Annotated in this window: 12 protein-coding genes and 1 pseudogene; 2 read left to right on the plus strand and 11 right to left on the minus strand. The window is 63.5% G+C overall.

The window, feature by feature from the left end:
* Positions 1 to 13 precede the first annotated feature (13 nt).
* Complete coding sequence (locus FPZ08_RS18920) at positions 14 to 3,418, minus strand: type I polyketide synthase (RefSeq protein ID WP_186767079.1); 3,405 nt, start codon at positions 3,416 to 3,418, stop codon at positions 14 to 16.
* Between the two features lie 270 nt (positions 3,419 to 3,688).
* On the opposite strand from FPZ08_RS18920, the gene FPZ08_RS18925 reads away from it, so the two are divergent.
* Both FPZ08_RS18925 and FPZ08_RS18930 read left to right on the plus strand, forming a co-directional pair.
* Entirely contained in the window at positions 3,689 to 4,423 is a 735-nt protein-coding gene (locus FPZ08_RS18925) for an outer membrane protein (RefSeq protein WP_186767080.1), read from the plus strand.
* 94 nt (positions 4,424 to 4,517) lie between these two features.
* Positions 4,518 to 5,648: a peptidogalycan biosysnthesis protein gene (locus FPZ08_RS18930; protein WP_146291846.1), complete on the plus strand. Its 1,131-nt coding sequence runs from the start codon at positions 4,518 to 4,520 to the stop codon at positions 5,646 to 5,648.
* Here the strand turns inward: FPZ08_RS18930 and FPZ08_RS18935 are convergent.
* From FPZ08_RS18935 to FPZ08_RS18980, 10 genes and pseudogenes are all read right to left on the minus strand, one after another.
* Positions 5,629 to 6,270, minus strand: a complete 642-nt coding sequence (locus FPZ08_RS18935) for a GNAT family N-acetyltransferase (RefSeq protein ID WP_146291848.1) — start codon at positions 6,268 to 6,270, stop codon at positions 5,629 to 5,631. The two genes, FPZ08_RS18930 and FPZ08_RS18935, sit on opposite strands and share 20 nt — an antisense overlap.
* Before the next feature lie 128 nt (positions 6,271 to 6,398).
* Positions 6,399 to 7,175, minus strand: a complete 777-nt coding sequence (locus FPZ08_RS18940; protein WP_425457611.1) for a DeoR/GlpR family DNA-binding transcription regulator — start codon at positions 7,173 to 7,175, stop codon at positions 6,399 to 6,401.
* Positions 7,176 to 7,329: 154 nt separating this feature from the next.
* Positions 7,330 to 8,370: a sn-glycerol-3-phosphate import ATP-binding protein UgpC gene (locus tag FPZ08_RS18945; protein WP_146291850.1), complete on the minus strand. Its 1,041-nt coding sequence runs from the start codon at positions 8,368 to 8,370 to the stop codon at positions 7,330 to 7,332.
* Positions 8,371 to 8,374: 4 nt separating this feature from the next.
* Positions 8,375 to 9,223 carry a sn-glycerol-3-phosphate ABC transporter permease UgpE gene (gene ugpE, locus FPZ08_RS18950; RefSeq protein WP_146291852.1) on the minus strand — a complete coding sequence of 283 codons (849 nt, stop codon included), beginning with the start codon at positions 9,221 to 9,223 and terminating at the stop codon, positions 8,375 to 8,377.
* A 12-nt stretch (positions 9,224 to 9,235) separates the two neighbouring features.
* The gene (ugpA, locus tag FPZ08_RS18955) at positions 9,236 to 10,120 is read right to left on the minus strand and encodes a sn-glycerol-3-phosphate ABC transporter permease UgpA (RefSeq protein WP_146291854.1); all 885 of its coding nucleotides are present in this window, start codon (positions 10,118 to 10,120) and stop codon (positions 9,236 to 9,238) included.
* A gap of 87 nt (positions 10,121 to 10,207) precedes the next feature.
* Positions 10,208 to 11,536 carry a sn-glycerol-3-phosphate ABC transporter substrate-binding protein UgpB gene (gene ugpB, locus FPZ08_RS18960; protein ID WP_146291856.1) on the minus strand — a complete coding sequence of 443 codons (1,329 nt, stop codon included), beginning with the start codon at positions 11,534 to 11,536 and terminating at the stop codon, positions 10,208 to 10,210.
* A gap of 227 nt (positions 11,537 to 11,763) precedes the next feature.
* Positions 11,764 to 13,185 (minus strand): carboxylesterase family protein, encoded by a 1,422-nt coding sequence (locus tag FPZ08_RS18965; protein WP_186767081.1) that lies wholly within the window; start codon positions 13,183 to 13,185, stop codon positions 11,764 to 11,766.
* Positions 13,182 to 14,127, minus strand: a pseudogene (locus FPZ08_RS22690) (ABC transporter ATP-binding protein). Before FPZ08_RS22690 ends, FPZ08_RS18965 begins: the two are co-directional and overlap by 4 nt.
* The gene (locus tag FPZ08_RS18975) at positions 14,124 to 15,140 is read right to left on the minus strand and encodes an ABC transporter ATP-binding protein (RefSeq protein WP_246132716.1); all 1,017 of its coding nucleotides are present in this window, start codon (positions 15,138 to 15,140) and stop codon (positions 14,124 to 14,126) included. Before FPZ08_RS18975 ends, FPZ08_RS22690 begins: the two are co-directional and overlap by 4 nt.
* Positions 15,137 to 16,081, minus strand: a complete 945-nt coding sequence (locus FPZ08_RS18980) for an ABC transporter permease (RefSeq protein ID WP_146291860.1) — start codon at positions 16,079 to 16,081, stop codon at positions 15,137 to 15,139. The genes FPZ08_RS18975 and FPZ08_RS18980 overlap by 4 nt, the downstream gene beginning before the upstream one ends.
* Position 16,082 lies beyond the last annotated feature (1 nt).

Here is a 16,082-nt window from a genome sequence, read left to right on the forward strand (position 1 = left end):
GAGATGTGCCGGGTCAGGGGGCGGCAAAGCGCAGCCGGCGCAGCGCCGTCGGCAGGTACAGTGTCTGGGCCGCAGCGCTCGGATTTTCTGGCTCGCCGGGTGCGGTCCGGCTGGCAGCAAGCATCGCTATGGTGAGCTGCAGGGCACCATCGAGCAGGCATGGGTGGGCCAGGCTGCCCTCGAGCGAGACCTGGTCGGGTGCCACGATCGCGCCGCTTGCCGTCTCTGCCGTCACACTGGCACTCGCCACCGTCCTGAAAGCGGGGCCATATCCAAAGCCGGCCGATGCGGTTTGAGCATAGAAGTCGTCGGCGCTCAGCGGCGAACCCGCTTGTGCATCGAGCGGGAACGGAAGGCCGGGCATCACATCGGTCGGGCGGAGCCGCGCGCTGGCCCGCAATATCCATTCTGGCGCGCCATCGCGGGTGCGGGTTCTGACGTCGATGAGATGGCGGGCAGCGTCGAACCGCGTGGAGAACAGCACCCGCTCATCGGCGCCGATGAAGAGGGCGGCCGAAATCTCGAAATTCTCGATCTCGATCGGCACGTCGCCGAAGATGTTGCGTCCGGCGCAGAGCATGATCTCGATGAAGCCGGCTGCCGGGAACACCACGTCGCCGCCAACCGCATGATCCCGGAGAAACGGGAAGGCGCCCAGGCTGACCTCATTGCTCCAGACCGGATCAGGCCCCGGGGAGCGTTTGCCGAGCAGTGGAAATTCGGCGCTGTCGTGCAGAAGATCGCGCGCTTCTTCGGAGTGCCGCCAATAGGGCGATAGCTGCCAGGGATAGGTCGGAAGCCCTTTCGCCTGCGCGTTGCCGCCCGTTGCCGCCTGCCAGTCGATCGTCCGGCCGCTGCAATGGAGCTGCGCAGTAGCGACCGCCACGGCGCGGAAGTCATCTTCGTTTCGCACCAGTGAGTTGACGACCGACACGGGAACGGCGCGCTCGGCGGCATTGGTCGCGTTAAGGCCGCTCAGCACCCGGTGCGGCGACAGTTCAAGGAAGGCATTGGCGCCGAGATCAAGCGCCATCAGCACGGCATCCCGGTAGCGGACCGGCTGACGCAGGTTTTGCCACCAGTAATCGGCATCGAGCCGGCTTTCAGGCTGCCCGGTGACGGTGGAGATAAAACCCACCTGCGGCGCCTGCCACTCAATGTCGCCGATTTCGCCCCGGAACCAGTCTTCCAGCGGCGCCAATTGGCGGGAGTGCCAAGCGGTATCGCTCTGTACCGGCCGAACCTGTGCCGATGGATGCGCCTCGGCCAGCTGCGCGGACAATTGCGCCATTTCGGCGGGCGGCCCCGCCAGGGTAACCATGGAGGCGGCATTAAGGGCGGCGATGTCTATCTGGCTGTCGGGTCCGAGCAGAGCCTGGACTTCCGCCGGGGCCAGGCCGACCGCCAGCATGGCGCCGTCGGTTCCCAGCTTCTCGCGGATCTGGCAGCGCACATGGATCATGCGCGTCGCGGTCTCGAGACTGATTGCTCCGGCAAGATAGGCCGCCGCCAGTTCTCCAAAGCTGTGCCCCAGGACGAAGTCGGGCCGCACATCACAGGATTGCCAGAGCGCGCCGAGCCCGATCTGAACGCCGAAAATCGCCGGCATCGCATAGCGGGACTGATCGAGGCGATACTGCGCCTCGTCGCGCAGCAGTTCAGCGTGGACAGACCAGCCGGACAACGCCTCGAAACCCTGGTCGAATTCCATGAAGGCGCGAGAGAAAGTCGGGTCTTCGAGCAGCAGTCGCCGCCCCATGCCCCACCATTGCCCGCCCTGACCAGCGAAAGTAAATGCCAGCCTGCTGCGCGGCGGCGGTGAACCGGACACGATTGCCGGCAGCGCGCCGCGGACGGGTGGCGGCACGTCCCGCTCGGCCATCTCGGACAGGCTGTTTGCCAGTTCCTGCCTAGAGGCGGCAATAACGGCAGCCCGATGCGGCAGGCCTTCGCGCATGGTCCCGAGTGAGGCGGCAATGTCCGCCAGGCTGCGCTCCGATAGCCTGCCCTCGACAACTTCCGCGTGCAGGCGGCCGGCCACCTGGCGCAAGGCTTCTGCGCTGGCGGCCGATAGCGGCACGGCGACAGTTTTTTCGATCGGCTGCGGGCTTTCGGAAGCCGGGCGTACCGAATTAGCGCTTTGCAGCAGCACGCCGGCGTTGGTCCCGCCGAAGCCAAAGGAATTGACCGCTATGAAGACCGGCGAACCACTATTGCTTCCCAGCGCTGCCGGCGCTTGCGGCACCGCCATGTTATGCGCCTCGAACGCAATGGCCGGATTGGGCTCCTCGGAATTGATGCTGGCCGGCACAAGACGATTTTCGAGAACAAGGACGGCCTTGATCAGGCTGGCAATGCCGGCGGCGGATTCCAGGTGTCCGATATTGGGCTTGACCGAACCAAACAGCAGCGGCGCCTGTCGGCCCGCGCCGCCGAAGACATGCCCAATGGCTGCGGCTTCGATGGGATCGCCAATCGGGGTTCCGGTGCCGTGCGCTTCGACATAATCCACGTCATGGGGGGCGATATCCGCAGTATTGCAGAGCGCGGCCATCATGGCCTGCTGGGCATGCAGGTCGGGCGCGGTCAGCGTCGGTGTGCGGCCGTCCTGGTTGACGGCGGTGGCGCGTATCAGCGCCCGCGTCCGTCGTCCCTGCGCCAGGGCGTCGGTCTCGCGCATCAGCACTATCGCGCCGATGCCTTCGCCACGGACATAGCCATTGGCCCGGCGATCGAAGGCGGACAGCGTCCCCGTGGGCGAAAGCATACCGGCCTTTGAAAACGCGACGAAGGTTGCGGGGTCGATCAACAGGTTGACGCCCGCGACGATGGCGATGTCGATCCGGCCGCTGTTCAAGGCCGTGACGGCCTGGTCGAGGGCGACCAGCGAGGAGGAGCATGCCGTGTCGATCGACAGGCTGGGGCCGCTGAGATTGAAGCGGTGCGAAACCCTGTTGGCCACGATCGACAGGGCGGAGCCGGTTCCGGCATAGATATCGCTATGGGTGCGCTGCAGGCGCTGCAGGGATGCATAGTCGGAAGAGGAGGCGCCCACGTAAACGCCGGTGCGGACCGTGCCGAGAAGGTTCCGCGTCAGGCCCGCATCCTCCATCGCCTCATAGGCGACCATCAGCAGCAGGCGCTGCTGCGGATCCATGGCCTGGGCCTCGCGCGGAGAAATCTCGAACATTGCAGGGTCAAAGCCGGCGACGTCATCGATGAAGCCGCCCCAGCGCGTATAGCTCTTGCCGGGTGCTTCGGTATTGGCATCGACATGGGCCGCGATCGAGAAGCGATCCGCCGGGATTTCGCCGATAGCGCTCCGCCCGTCGAGCAACTGGCGCCAGAAACTGTCCGGTGTGTTGGCGCCGTCCGGAAATCGGCAGGCCATGCCCATCAGGGCTATGGACGTCCCCATGGATTCCTTCCCCTCACGGGCGGGGTCGAAGCTCAACTCTGGCACTCCATGCGGGCACTCTGGGGGCCGTGGGCAATTCAGGCGAAACGATGACCATATCCCGGCCGAACATTGGTGACTTTTGGGCAACAGTCCGCGTCGCCTGTTTTCTAAAGCGCTCGCGACGCGGTTACAACGGCCCGTTGACATCTTGTCAGCAATCGCAAAGCAGCACTAGTTTGCCCGGGTGAAGGGGCCGAGGACAACGTCCTCAACCTGCTGGAGGGCGATGTGAATAAAAACTTTGTTGCAGCGGTAGGCGTATTGTCGGTTTTGGCGTGCGGCGCCGCGTCGGCACAGGACGCTGTGCCGTCCGGGTCCGTCGTCTACGACGCGGCCGCATTCGACGCGCTGCCGTGGTATGTTTCGGGCAAGGTCGGCATCGCGCTGCCGGGCACCATCGACACGACCTCGGTCACCGGTTTTGGTGTCGGCCCATCGGGTAAATCGAGCTTCGATGCCGGCTTTGCCGGGGCCGTTGCGGTCGGCAAGCATATTAGCCCCCAGGTGCGGGCCGAGCTGGAACTGGGCATCGCGATCAATGCCGGTCGCTCTTTCGAAGGTACCTATCCCTGGGGAGCCCCCTCGAGCGGCTCTCTCGATGGCAATGTAACGACCACCACCGCTATGGCGCTGGGCTATTACGATTTCACGCAATTCGGCAACTTCGTTCCATACCTTTCGGCAGGTCTGGGTGCCGCTCATGTCAGTTCCAACCTGACCTATACCGACACCGTGGGCTTTTCGAGCGGTACCATTACCGGCAGCAGCATGGTGCCGGCAGCGCGCATCGGCGCTGGTTTCCAGTACAAGATCGCCGATTCGATGGATCTGACTGTCGACTACACGGCGCTTTTCGGCGGCCAGGCCGCATTCACCCACAATGATGCCTTCGGTGGCTCTACCACCGTCAACTCCAGCGTTATGGCCCATGCACTGGCCGTGGGCGTAAAGGGCAGCTTCTAGGAACTGAAGACGCAGGGAATCCCGATATTGTCGGGTTCCCGCGTCTCAGTTCGCGTCCGGCCTGGCTTCAACCCTGGAACCTGCAGCGGCTGATATGCAGGTAACGGTTCACGATACGATCGACGACATCGGGGCCGTAGAATGGGACCGGGTATTCGGCCCGGAACGGCTGTTCCAGAGCCATGCCTGGCTGCGCTCGTCGGAAGGTGGCGCCCTCGGCGATTGCACGCCGAAATATATTGTCATCCGCGACGATGCGGCGGACATTGTCGTGGCAGTTGCCGCCTATATCATCCCCACATCGCTGGTCATGTTTTCGGCAGGTCCCATCAAGTGGGTGGCCGAACGCATCCAGCGGCTGGTCCCCTGGTTCCTGCGGCCGCGCATTCTCGAATGCGGCAGTCCACTTGGTCCGGGCAATGGCATTGGTATTCGGCCGGGTGCCGCGATTGCGGCGCTGGCGCCTGTCATCTGCGAGGCGCTGGAACGCCTGGCAGCCAGCGAACGCGTGCATCTCATCGTGCTGCGTGACTTTCTCGAGCCGGAGCTTGAGGCGAGCGCCGCGTTCGAACTGGCGGGCTATGCCAGGGGAGAAAGCCTCCCCACTATGTCACTCGATATCAAATGGGCGTCCTATGCCGACTATCTAGCGTCAATGACGAGCCGGCATCGCCAGAAGGTGCGGCGCGGACTGGCCTTGGCCGAAAAATCGGGGCTGCATGCACGCTGGACTGGCCGTATCGGCGACCGGGGCGAGCGATTGGCGCGGCAACGCGAGAATGTCCGTCAATTCGCCACCGAATATAGCCGCGAACAATTGGCGCCCAGCTTCTTTGCCCAACTCGACCATGCGTTGGGTCAGCGGGTGCGTGTGCTCGACGTGCTGAAGGGCGAGACCAGTGTGGGGCATGCGCTGGTGGTCGATGACGGCAGCATCCTGCGCTGGCTATCCTTTGGCCGCGAGACGGGCGGTGTCCGGGACGGCGCCTATTTTCTTGTGCTCGCCAGCATTGTCGAATTGGCGATCAGTGAAGGCAAATCCGTGCTCGACATGGGAATGACGACGCACGGCCCCAAGACCGACTTCGGCGCGATAATGCATCTGCAATGGATGCTGCTGCGGTTCCGCGGCCCGCTCGGCAAGTTGTTGCCGCTGGCCCTGAACTACCTGAACCCGGCACGGGGGACGGCCACGCGCCACGCGTTCAGGGATGACGGGCCGTGATGGCGTGCTGGTGCGCGGGCCGGGTCATGGCGACAATCACTGTGTCGGGCGGTAGCGTGAATTCGCCAACGGCCGCAAAGCCGAAACGTTCATAAAGCCTGGCGCTGGAAGGGCCCGATGCCTCGAGGTGAACAATTCCCCCCGCTTGGTCGATCATGTCGAGGCGGTCTCTAAGCAGCGCAGTGGCGATACCCTGTCCGCGTGCACTGGCATCCGTCGCTAGGCGCACCAGATGCCAATGCGGTCGAGCGGGCTGGAAGCGCTTGAAGTCGGAACGGTAGGTGAGCCAGTTGAGCAGGCCCCGCAAGCCAACCGCCGCCAGCATGGCAGGCCCATATCGCACGGTTTGCAACAGCATCCCTCGGGCGCTCGGCGCTTCCCACACGGCAGCTCCCACGGCTTGGCCGTCGGTGTCTCGGTAGAGATCGATCACCCCACCCGTGTCCAGGGTCAGGCAAGCCTCGGCTTGGAGATATGAGCGCAGCCGCTTCTGCCGCTCTTGGCCATCCACGAAGGCCCGCAGCTCGGGATCATCATCGAAAGCCCGCGCCAGCAAACCGGCGATTTCCGGAATATCTGCCGTGGAGGCAGGGCCCGTACCTCCAGCCATAAATCCCGCCATTCCCGGACTGCCCTCGCCAGCGTCAAATGAACTGGATGGCCTGAAGAAATCAAGCGAACAAACGACTCCTTCCAGGCTCCGGTGCTGGCGTCGAGATCGCGTGAAGGTACAATTCGCCGTAGTGGCGGCTAGCGGTTCTGTGGTCCGCAGAGCATGACGTGTATGCCGCTTTGGGTCAGGCTTTCCTTGTTCTCCTGATCCAGCGGCAGCAGGTCGGTGGCTAAACAGGTGAATTTTGAGAATGGCGCCACGCGCACCGCGGCCGTTCCCAGCCATTTGCTGGCATCCGCCACCAGGTATCGATTGCGCGAATTAAGCAGGATCGCATTGGTGATCTGGGCTTCTTCATAGCTGAAATCGAGTACGCCGCTCGTCGGATGCAGTCCGCCGGCACCGACCACGGCATGGGTGGCATGGAACTTCTCGAAATAGCCGATCGTGTCGGAGCCCACGAGGTCGCGGTCATTCGTCCGCCAGACGCCGCCGGTAAGGTGGAGTTCGATGCCCTCGACATCGCCAAGGATCAGGGCAACCTCGACATTATTGGTGACCACGGTGAGCCCCGCATGCCCGCGGAGCGCCTCGGCGACGAAACGCACCGTCGTCCCTATCCCCATGAACACCGTCGAACCATTGGGAATGTCCCGCGCGACATGGGCGCCGATGAGGCGTTTGGCGCGGCTGTGCAGGCTCGCCCGGGCGTTGATCGGCGTGTTCTGCGCCATGACCGGCAGGTCGACGCCGCCATGCAGCCGCCGTGCCAGGCCCAAGGCACAGAGTGCGTTGATATCCCGGCGGATGCTCTGCGGGGTCAGGCCGTAATCCTGCGCCAGCAGGTCGATCTGCTGCGCGCCGCGCGCCGATGCGCGCGAGGATGTCGTTCTGCCGATCGGAAAGCCGAGGATCGCTCATGTCATTGAAGGAACATCTGTGAATTGTTGGAGAACATCACCGGGCGCGCATCGGCCGGTTGCGAAGGACGATCCTCTGCGCGTGAATTTCCCGGTGATCCGAGGGCCGGCTGTCTGTCATCTGCTCGTCCCCTGGTGACGCTCTGCCTCAGTCCGTCCGCTGTCCTGTTTCCTTGTTGAATGGATGGAGGTCCGTCATGCTCACATAGAGCGTTGCCCGGCTTCCCTCGGTGACCGCGGTGCGTGCCGGTACGGCCGCCACGATCAATTGGCCGCTGCCATCCAGCCGCATATGCAGGTGGCTCTCACCGCCGATCGGTTCGTAGAGCTCGACGGTGGCTTCGAGCACCAGATGCTGCCCTTCAGGGGGCGACAACTGGATGGTATCGGGCCGGATGCCGACGAGATCGGAGCCGTCAGGAAGCGCAAGCGCGCCTTTGTCACGCAGATCATCGATATCGATCAGGTTCATCGGCGGCGAACCGATGAAGCCGGCGACGAACAGCGTCTCGGGGCGTTCATAGAGAGCCAGCGGTGCGCCCACCTGCTCGATGCGGCCGCCATTCATCACCACCAGTCGGTCGGCCAGGGTCATGGCTTCGAGCTGGTCGTGGGTCACATAGACGCTTGTCGTGGCCAGGTTGCGCTGCAGGCGCTTGATTTCTATACGCATCTGCCCGCGCAGCTTGGCATCGAGATTGGAGAGGGGTTCATCGAACAGGAAGGCCTTGGGCTGGCGCACGATAGCGCGGCCCATGGCAACGCGCTGGCGCTGCCCGCCCGAAAGCTGGCGCGGACGGCGATCGAGGAAGGGCTCGATCTCCAGAATGCGAGCGGCCTCGGTGACCCGTCGGTCGATCTCGTCGCGCGGCGTGCCACGATTCTTAAGGCCGTATTCGAGGTTTCCGCGCACTGTCATATGCGGATAGAGCGCGTAGTTCTGGAACACCATGGCGATGTCGCGCTCGGCCGGTTCCTTGGTGTTGACCACGGTGCCGTCGATGGAAATCGTGCCTTCGGTGATCGCTTCGAGGCCGGCAATCATGCGCAGCAGGGTGGACTTGCCACAGCCCGAGGGTCCCACCAGCACGACCAGTTCGCCATCGGGAATGGCCAGGTCCAGGCTGTGGATGGCGGTGACGGCGCCGCCATAGACTTTCTTGACGCCCGATATGTCGATACTTGCCATTTTCTCACTTCTCGGTTTCGACCAGGCCTTTAACGAACAGGCGCTGCATTAATATGACGACGAGGACGGGGGGCAGCATGGCCAGGATCACGGCGGCCATGACGAAGTTCCATTGCGGCTCGGAATCGGCGGTGGCCGCCAGCCGCTTGATGCCCATGACGACGGTGTAGTAGCGGCTGTCGGTGGTCACCAGCAGGGGCCACAGATACTGCACCCAGCCATAGATGAAGAGGATGACGAAGAGCGCCGCGATATTGGTGCGGCTGAGCGGCAGCAGGATATCGCGGAAGAACTTCATCGGCCCCGCACCATCGACGCGCGCGGCTTCCATCAATTCGTCCGGCACGGTGAGGAAGAACTGGCGGAACAGGAAAGTGGCCGTAGCCGAGGCGATCAGGGGAATGATCAGGCCCGGATAGGAATTGAGCATGCCGAGATCCGCCACCACCTTGAAGGTGGGGATGATGCGCACTTCGACTGGCAGCATCAGCGTGATGAAGATGATCCAGAAGGCCAGCAGCCGGAACGGGAACTTGAAGAACACGATGGCATAGGCGCTGAGGATCGAGATGGCGATCTTGCCCACGGCGATGGAAATGGCCATCACCAGCGAATTCAGCAGCATGATGGAGAGCGGTGGCGCCCCGGCGGTCGAAATGCCCTCGTTGAGCATGAAGCTGTAGTTTTCGACCAGATGCGGACCGGGCAGCAGGGGCACCAGCCCCCGCATGAAGTCGCCGCTGCCATGGGTGGAGGCGACGAAGGCCAGATAGACCGGAAACACCACGATGACGACGCCGATGATCAGCACCAGATGGGTCAGGAAGGCCAGGAAAGGTCTGTTTTCAATCATCTCGCCGCACCCCTAATACTGCACACGCCGCTCGACATAGCGGAACTGGATGGCGGTAAGCGCGATGACGATGATCATCAGCACTACGGACTGGGCGGAGGATGAGCCGATATTCAGCCCGATGAAGCCGTCGGTATAAACCTTGTAGACCAGGATATTGGTCGCCTGTGCCGGACCACCCTGGGTGGTGGCGTCGATGAGCCCGAACGTGTCGAACATGGCGTAGTTCATGTTGACGATTAGCAGGAAGAACGTGGTTGGCGACAGCAGCGGGAAAACGATGGTCCAGAAACGCTTGAAGGGTCCGGCGCCATCAATGGCGGCGGCCTCGATCAGCGATTGCGGCACCGATTGTAGCCCTGCCACGAAGAACAAGAAATTATACGAAATCTGCTTCCAGCTGGCGGCGATGATGACCAGGATCATGGCATCGGTGCCATCGATCCGGTGGTTCCAGTCGATGCCTGCCGCGCGCAGCAGATAAGGGGCGATGCCGATCGTGGGGTTGAACATGAACCACCACAATATGCCCACGACGACTGGCGCCACGGCATAGGGCCAGACCAGCAGGGTCGTGTAGAGCCTGTTAGTGCGCAGCACGCGGTTCACTGCAACCGCCAGGATCAGCGCCAGCGACATCGACAGCACGGTCACGCTGAAGGCAAAGACCGCGGTCTTGCTCAGCGAGCCGACATAATTCGGGTCGATGAACAGCCGGCGATAATTCTCGAACCACACGAAGGTGGTGCGGAAACCGAACGGGTCTTCCCGCTCGAAGGAGGACTTGAGTGCCTGCAAGGCAGGCCAGATGAAGAAGATCAGGGTAACGGCAAGCTGCGGGACGAGCAGCATGTAGGGAAGAATCTTGTTGGGAAAGATGGTTCGTTTGGCCTGCATGCTCCGCCTCGTTCTGGGTCGCGCTAGACGGCGACTATGGCGCTCCACCCTCGCCAGGAGGGTGGAGCGGGCTTCGGGGTCGGAGGCCTACTGGTTGGCGGCTTCGAAGTCGCGCAGGATCTGGTTGCCGCGTTCGACGGCGGCATCGAGCGCTTCCTGGGCGGTCTTGGTGCCGGCCAGCATGGCTTCGAACTCTTCATCCACCACAGTCCGGGCCTGGGTCAGGTTGCCGAAGCGAACGCCCTTGGAATTGGCCGTTGGCGTGCCGCGGGTGATCTGCTTGATGGCAATGTCCGAACCGGGATTGTCGGCGTAGTAGTTCTGTTCCTGGCCCAGCTCATAGGCGGCATTGGTGATCGGCAGATAGCCGGTGAACTGATGCCAGGACGCCTGCACTTCAGGCTGGCTGAGATAGGTGAAGAACTGGGCCACGCCCTTGTAGACTTCCGGGTCCTTGCCATTGAGCGCCCACAGCGTGGCGCCGCCGATGATCGAATTCTTCGGATCGGTGGTCACGTCGTCATAATAGGGCAGGGGTGCGAAGCCGACCTCGAACTCCTTGGAGTTGTTGATCACGCCGGCACGCGAGGCCGAGGAGTTCATGTAGATGGCGCATTCCTGCGCGTAGAACTTGGGCGGAGCGTCGCCACCGCCCACCGGGCCGCCATATTCGAACAGGCCTTCGTCAGCCCACTTCTTGAGGTTGTCCCAATGCTTGACCTGCACGGGGCCGTTGAAGGTGAATTCGGTGCCGAGGCCCCCGAAGCCATTCTCCAGCGTGCCATAGGGCTGATCGTGGATGGCGGAGAGATTTTCGGTCTGCACCCAGGTGATCCAGCCGCTGGTGAAGCCGCAGGGGGCCGCACCCGATTCCATGATCTGGCGGCTCATGGCTTCGAGCTCAGCCCAGGTCTTGGGCGGCGTTTCGCGGTCCAGGCCGGCTTTCTCGAACACGTCCTTGTTGTAATACATGATGGGCGTGGAGGAATTGAACGGCATCGACAGGATGTTGCCGTCGGTATCGGAATAGTAGCCGACCACCGGGGCGAGGAAGCCTGACGGATCCCACGGTTCGCCATTGTCCTCCATGAGCTGGTAGACCGGATAGACGGCGCCCTTGGCGGCCATCATCGTGCCGGTGCCCACTTCGAAGACCTGCACGATGGCGGGCTGCTCATTGGCGCGGAAGGCGGCGATGGCGGCGGTCAGGGTCTCGGGATAGGTACCCTTGTAGCTCGGAACGATCTTGAACTCCGACTGGCTCTCGTTAAAGCCATTGGCGATTTCCTCGAGCTTCTTGCCCAGTTCGGCATCCATGGCATGCCACCAGGCAATTTCGGTCTGGGCAGCAACATTGGGCGCATGGGCCAGTGCGGCGATCACACCTGTCGACAACAGGAGCGCAAGCTTCTTCATTGGATGGTTCCTCCGATGTTTTTTAAGCAGAGGATCTCCGTCCTCGCATCGCCGAGTCGTAGCAATGCAATTTTCATTTGGCAAAGGATATGTTCAAGTGAACACGGGGCGCGGCGATAAACGGCCCGGAAGTCCTTCATGATGCTCATGTGAACGTCGGCGAGCCATAGGGAGGCTCACCCTTACCGCCTGGTCAATTCAGCAGTTGCCCGACCTTGGATTGCAGCTCATTTGAATGTCTGGATGCCATCTGCCAGCGCCCATGTCGGCTCGCCTGTGCGGGCGAAGGCATAGAGCGCCGTGCTCATTTCGGCGGCCAGGGCGTCGGCCCGGTTGTCGCCGGCGGTGAGGGGGATGCGGTCGGGCGATACATTGCCGAAGACGAAGGGTTCGTCCGAGCCGTGTGCCGCCCCGAGCCGGCCGCCTTCGAAGGGCGGAACCCAGGCAAATTCATAGGTATAGGCGCGGCCGCCAGCCGTATTCTGCGCCGATGCGGTGGCGAGGGCAGGGTCGCGATAGATGGCGCGCGACAGGAAGATTTCCTCGTATTCGGTCCAGCTGCGGCCGGGCAATTCGGCCTCGAGCCGCGCCAGTTCACCGGCCGGGTCTTCGGGGCGGAAGCGCGCAATCGAGGCCAGCAGGGTAGCGCGGTCGGCAACTTCGGGCATGATGCCGAAGGCATACCACATGCGCGCCTCGTCGCGGGCCCAGCCCAGGACGAGCTCGTGATCCCTGAACCGGCCGCTGGCGAGGTTTTCGAGCGGGTGGCGCATCAGGCTGGTGCCATCCAGCACGATGCCCAATGTCCTGCCACCCGGCGCATTGCGCTCGCCCAGATGCGTCGCCAGCACTGTCTCCTGAATGGCCAGGATCGTTTCGACCGGCAGCGCGGCAAGGCCCGCGGTGTCACCCGGTGCAATGCCGGCTTTGTCCAGAAACGTGGCGGTTATGGCGGTCGCCGTATCGGGCATGACGATCCGACTGGCCGGTCCGCTCATCAGCCAGGCGCGGCGGTAGAGGTCTGCCACGCCCTCCATGCCGAAGAGGGCAGCGATGGTGAACGACCCTGACGACATGCCGATCAGGGTGACATTATCAGGATCGCCACCGAAGGCCGCGATATTGTCCCGCACCCATTCCAGCGCGGCAACGAAATCGAGCATGCCGCGATTGGCCGCGGCGTAATCGTCGCCCATGGCGGGGCCGAGATGCAGGAACCCTAGCGCGCCGGTGCGCATATTGGGCCGAACCAGGACCACGTCGCCGCGCGCGGCAAAGCCGGCATCGTCATGATAGCCGCCCTGCGCCGCGCCGCCCTGGAAGCCGCCGCCAAAGGCATGGACGATGACCGGCCTTTTCGCGCCATCGGCAGCAGGGGTGTAGACATTGAGATTGAGGCAATCCTCGCCGGTCTGGAAGCCGGCGCCGCGCGGCATCCATGCTGGCGCCCGGCGCTGCATCTGGGGCGCCGCATTGCCAAAGGTCGTGGCATCGACCAGACCGGAATTCTCGTGCCGTACCGGTGGCCGGAAGCGCAACGGGCCAATCGGCGCCTCGGCATAGCGAATGCCGCGGAAGCTCTGACCTTCGCCGGTAACAATGCCGCGATAGATCGCTTGGCGACTGGTGACGTCGATCGTGTCGGTCATGCAGCCATTGCCTTGTCGAGCAGGTGGCATGCCGCTTTCTGGCCGCCACCCAGATCGTGCATGGCCGGCTTTTCCGCGGTGCAGCGCGCAAAAGCATGCGGGCAGCGCGTGCGGAAGGCACAGCCGCTTGGCACGGCATGCGCACTGGGGATTTCGCCTGCCAGCCGGGCCCGCTTGTCCTGCCCCTTGCCGGGCGCCGAAGCCAACAGGGCCTGGGTATAGGGGTGTTGCGGCGCCCCATAGATGGCATTGCGCGGCCCCTGCTCGACGATCTCGCCGAGATACATCACGCCGATCTCGTCGCACATGAACTGCACCACGCGCAGGTCGTGCGAGATGAACAGCATGGTCGTGCCGTGCCGGTCCTGCAGGTCCCGCATCAGGTTGAGCACCTGCGCCTGTACCGACACATCGAGTGCGCTGACCGGCTCGTCGGCGACGATGAGGTCCGGATTGGTGGCGAGGGCGCGGGCAATGGCGATACGCTGGCGCTGGCCACCGGAAAATTCATGCGGATAGCGATCGAGCGCGGCAACGGGCAATCCGACCTCGCCCAGCAGCCGTTCGGCGGTCCGCAACTGTTCGCCGGTCGTGCCCAGGCCATGCACCAGTTGTGGCTCGACCAGCGTATCGCGCACGCTCATGCGTGGATTGAGCGAACCGAACGGGTCCTGGAAGATCATCTGCATATGGCGGCGCTCGCGCCTGCAGCTCGCCCGACGAAAGCCGGGCGAGATCGCGTTCGCGGAAGGTGATGGAGCCGCTGGTGGGGTCGACCAGCCGCAGCACCAGCCGCGCCGTGGTGGATTTGCCGCTGCCCGATTCCCCGACAAGGCCGAAGGTCTTGCCGCGTGGAATAGTGAAGCTGACATCGCGGACGGCCTGCACGGCCCGGAAACTCTTGGAGAGGCCCGCGACGGCGAGCATGGGCGCTTCGGTCATGACGATCTCTCCAGCGGATGCCAGCAGCGGATAGTTGTCGCGTCGTGCTGTTCGAGCGCGGGCCGCGTCTGGCAGGCCTCGGTGGCACGCAGGCAGCGTGGCGCGAAACGGCAGCCTTCCGGCCAGGCGCCGACCGGCGGTACCGTGCCCAGGATCGGGGTCAGCCTGGTGCGGTTGTCGTCATGCGCTGGCACGGCGTCGATAAGGCCGCGCGCATAGGGATGGGCGGGGTGCTGCACCACATCGGCGCTCATGCCACGCTCGACGACGTCGCCGGCATACATCACCACCGCCTTGTCGCAGAACTCGCCGACCACTTCGAGATCGTGGGTGATGAAAAGCATGGCCAGGTTGAGTTCGCGGCGCATGTCGTCGAGCAGGTCGAGCACCTGCGCCTGGATGGTGACGTCGAGTGCTGTGGTCGGTTCGTCCGCAATGATGAGCGAAGGCCCGCAGGAAATCGCCAGCGCAATCATGACGCGCTGGCGCATGCCGCCGGACAGTTCATGCACATAGCCGCGCAGGATATCGCGCGCCCGCGGGATACCGACGCGATCAAGCAGCTCGGCAGCTCGATTGGTGGCGGCCTGCTGGCTGAGCCCAAGATTGTGCTTGAGCGTATCGGTCATCTGCCGCCCGATGGTCAGGGTCGGGTGCAGGGCCGTCATCGGTTCCTGAAAGATGAAGCCCATATGTCGGCCGCACAGCTTGCGACGATCCTGCGGGGACAGGCCGGAAATGGGCTGGCCGTTGAGGGTTATATCGCCCGTGATCACGGCATTATCCGGCGCCAGTCCCATGACGGCCAGGGCCGTGATGGATTTGCCGCAGCCCGATTCACCCACCAGCGCCACAGCTTCGCCCTGACGGATGGAAAAGGAAACGTCGGTGATGATGGGCAGCAGACGGTCGGCATTGCGAAACGCCAGACTAAGCCCTTCGACTTCGAGCACGGTGGGCCGTGCCGGTGCCGCTGTCGGAATGGGTGCCGCCATGGCCGGAGACAGGGTCATTGGTAGCGTATCCTTGGATCAACGAGGGCGTAGATGACGTCGATGAGCAGGTTGAGAAAGGCCAGCACCAGCGCGATGGTCAGCACGCCGCCTTCCACCAGCGGATAGTCGCGCCGGCCCACGGCCTCGACCAGCAGCCGGCCCAGCCCCGGCAGGGCGAAGATCAGTTCGATGGCAACGGCGCCGCCCAGCATGTAGCCGGCGGACAGCCCCACCACGGTCACGACAGGCATGGCGGCAGTGCGCATGGCATAGCGGCCGATGACGGTGCTTTCGGGCAGGCCCTGGGCGCGGGCCGTGGTGATATAGGGCTCATTGAGCACATCGAGCATGGACGACCGCATCATTCGGGTCATCAGCGCCGACTGGCGGACTCCCAGTGCCAGCGCCGGCAGAAAGATGGTGGCGCCGAAGGCAATCATGCCGGCGGAAGGCGGATTGTAGCCGGCCACTGGAAACCAGCGCAGCGTGACCGAGAAAACGAAGATGAGCAGCAGCGCAAACCAGAATTCGGGGAGAGAAATGCCCAATACGGCCGTCGCGACCACGCCGCGATCGATGGGCTTGTTGCGGTTCATGGCCGAGATCAGGCCCATGGTGACGCCGATGATGACGGCCAGGGTGAGCGCCACAATGGTCAGGAGGATCGTCACCCCGGCATAGCGCGGAATGATCTGCATCACCGGCTCGCGGAAGAACAGCGAGTCACCCAGATTGAGCGTCACGATATTCTTGAGCCAGAGCAGGAACTGCACGAAGAAAGGCTGGTCCAGCCCCATCTGCGCCCGCAGGGCGGCGATCTGCTCGGGCGTGGCCTGGTCGCCCAGCATCATGCCAGCCGGATCACCCGGCGACAGCCGTAGCAGCAGGAACACCAGGATCAGTGGCACGAAGATGGTGGGCAGGATCAGCAGGAACCTCTTGCCGAGATAGCGCAGCATG

It is taken from the genome of Devosia ginsengisoli (assembly GCF_007859655.1).
Classification (GTDB): domain Bacteria; phylum Pseudomonadota; class Alphaproteobacteria; order Rhizobiales; family Devosiaceae; genus Devosia; species Devosia ginsengisoli.

Excerpts from the sequence above, each read along its gene's own strand:
- FPZ08_RS18920 (WP_186767079.1), bottom strand. The coding sequence starts at position 3,418 with ATGGGGACGTCCATAGCCCTGATGGGCATGGCCTGCCGATTTCCGGAC.
- FPZ08_RS18930 (WP_146291846.1), top strand. The coding sequence starts at position 4,518 with ATGCAGGTAACGGTTCACGATACGATCGACGACATCGGGGCCGTAGAA.
- FPZ08_RS18935 (WP_146291848.1), bottom strand. The coding sequence starts at position 6,270 with ATGGCGGGATTTATGGCTGGAGGTACGGGCCCTGCCTCCACGGCAGAT.
- FPZ08_RS18945 (WP_146291850.1), bottom strand. The coding sequence starts at position 8,370 with ATGGCAAGTATCGACATATCGGGCGTCAAGAAAGTCTATGGCGGCGCC.
- ugpE (WP_146291852.1), bottom strand. The coding sequence starts at position 9,223 with ATGATTGAAAACAGACCTTTCCTGGCCTTCCTGACCCATCTGGTGCTG.
- ugpA (WP_146291854.1), bottom strand. The coding sequence starts at position 10,120 with ATGCAGGCCAAACGAACCATCTTTCCCAACAAGATTCTTCCCTACATG.
- ugpB (WP_146291856.1), bottom strand. The coding sequence starts at position 11,536 with ATGAAGAAGCTTGCGCTCCTGTTGTCGACAGGTGTGATCGCCGCACTG.
- FPZ08_RS18965 (WP_186767081.1), bottom strand. The coding sequence starts at position 13,185 with ATGACCGACACGATCGACGTCACCAGTCGCCAAGCGATCTATCGCGGC.
- FPZ08_RS18975 (WP_246132716.1), bottom strand. The coding sequence starts at position 15,140 with ATGACCCTGTCTCCGGCCATGGCGGCACCCATTCCGACAGCGGCACCG.
- FPZ08_RS18980 (WP_146291860.1), bottom strand. The coding sequence starts at position 16,081 with ATGCTGCGCTATCTCGGCAAGAGGTTCCTGCTGATCCTGCCCACCATC.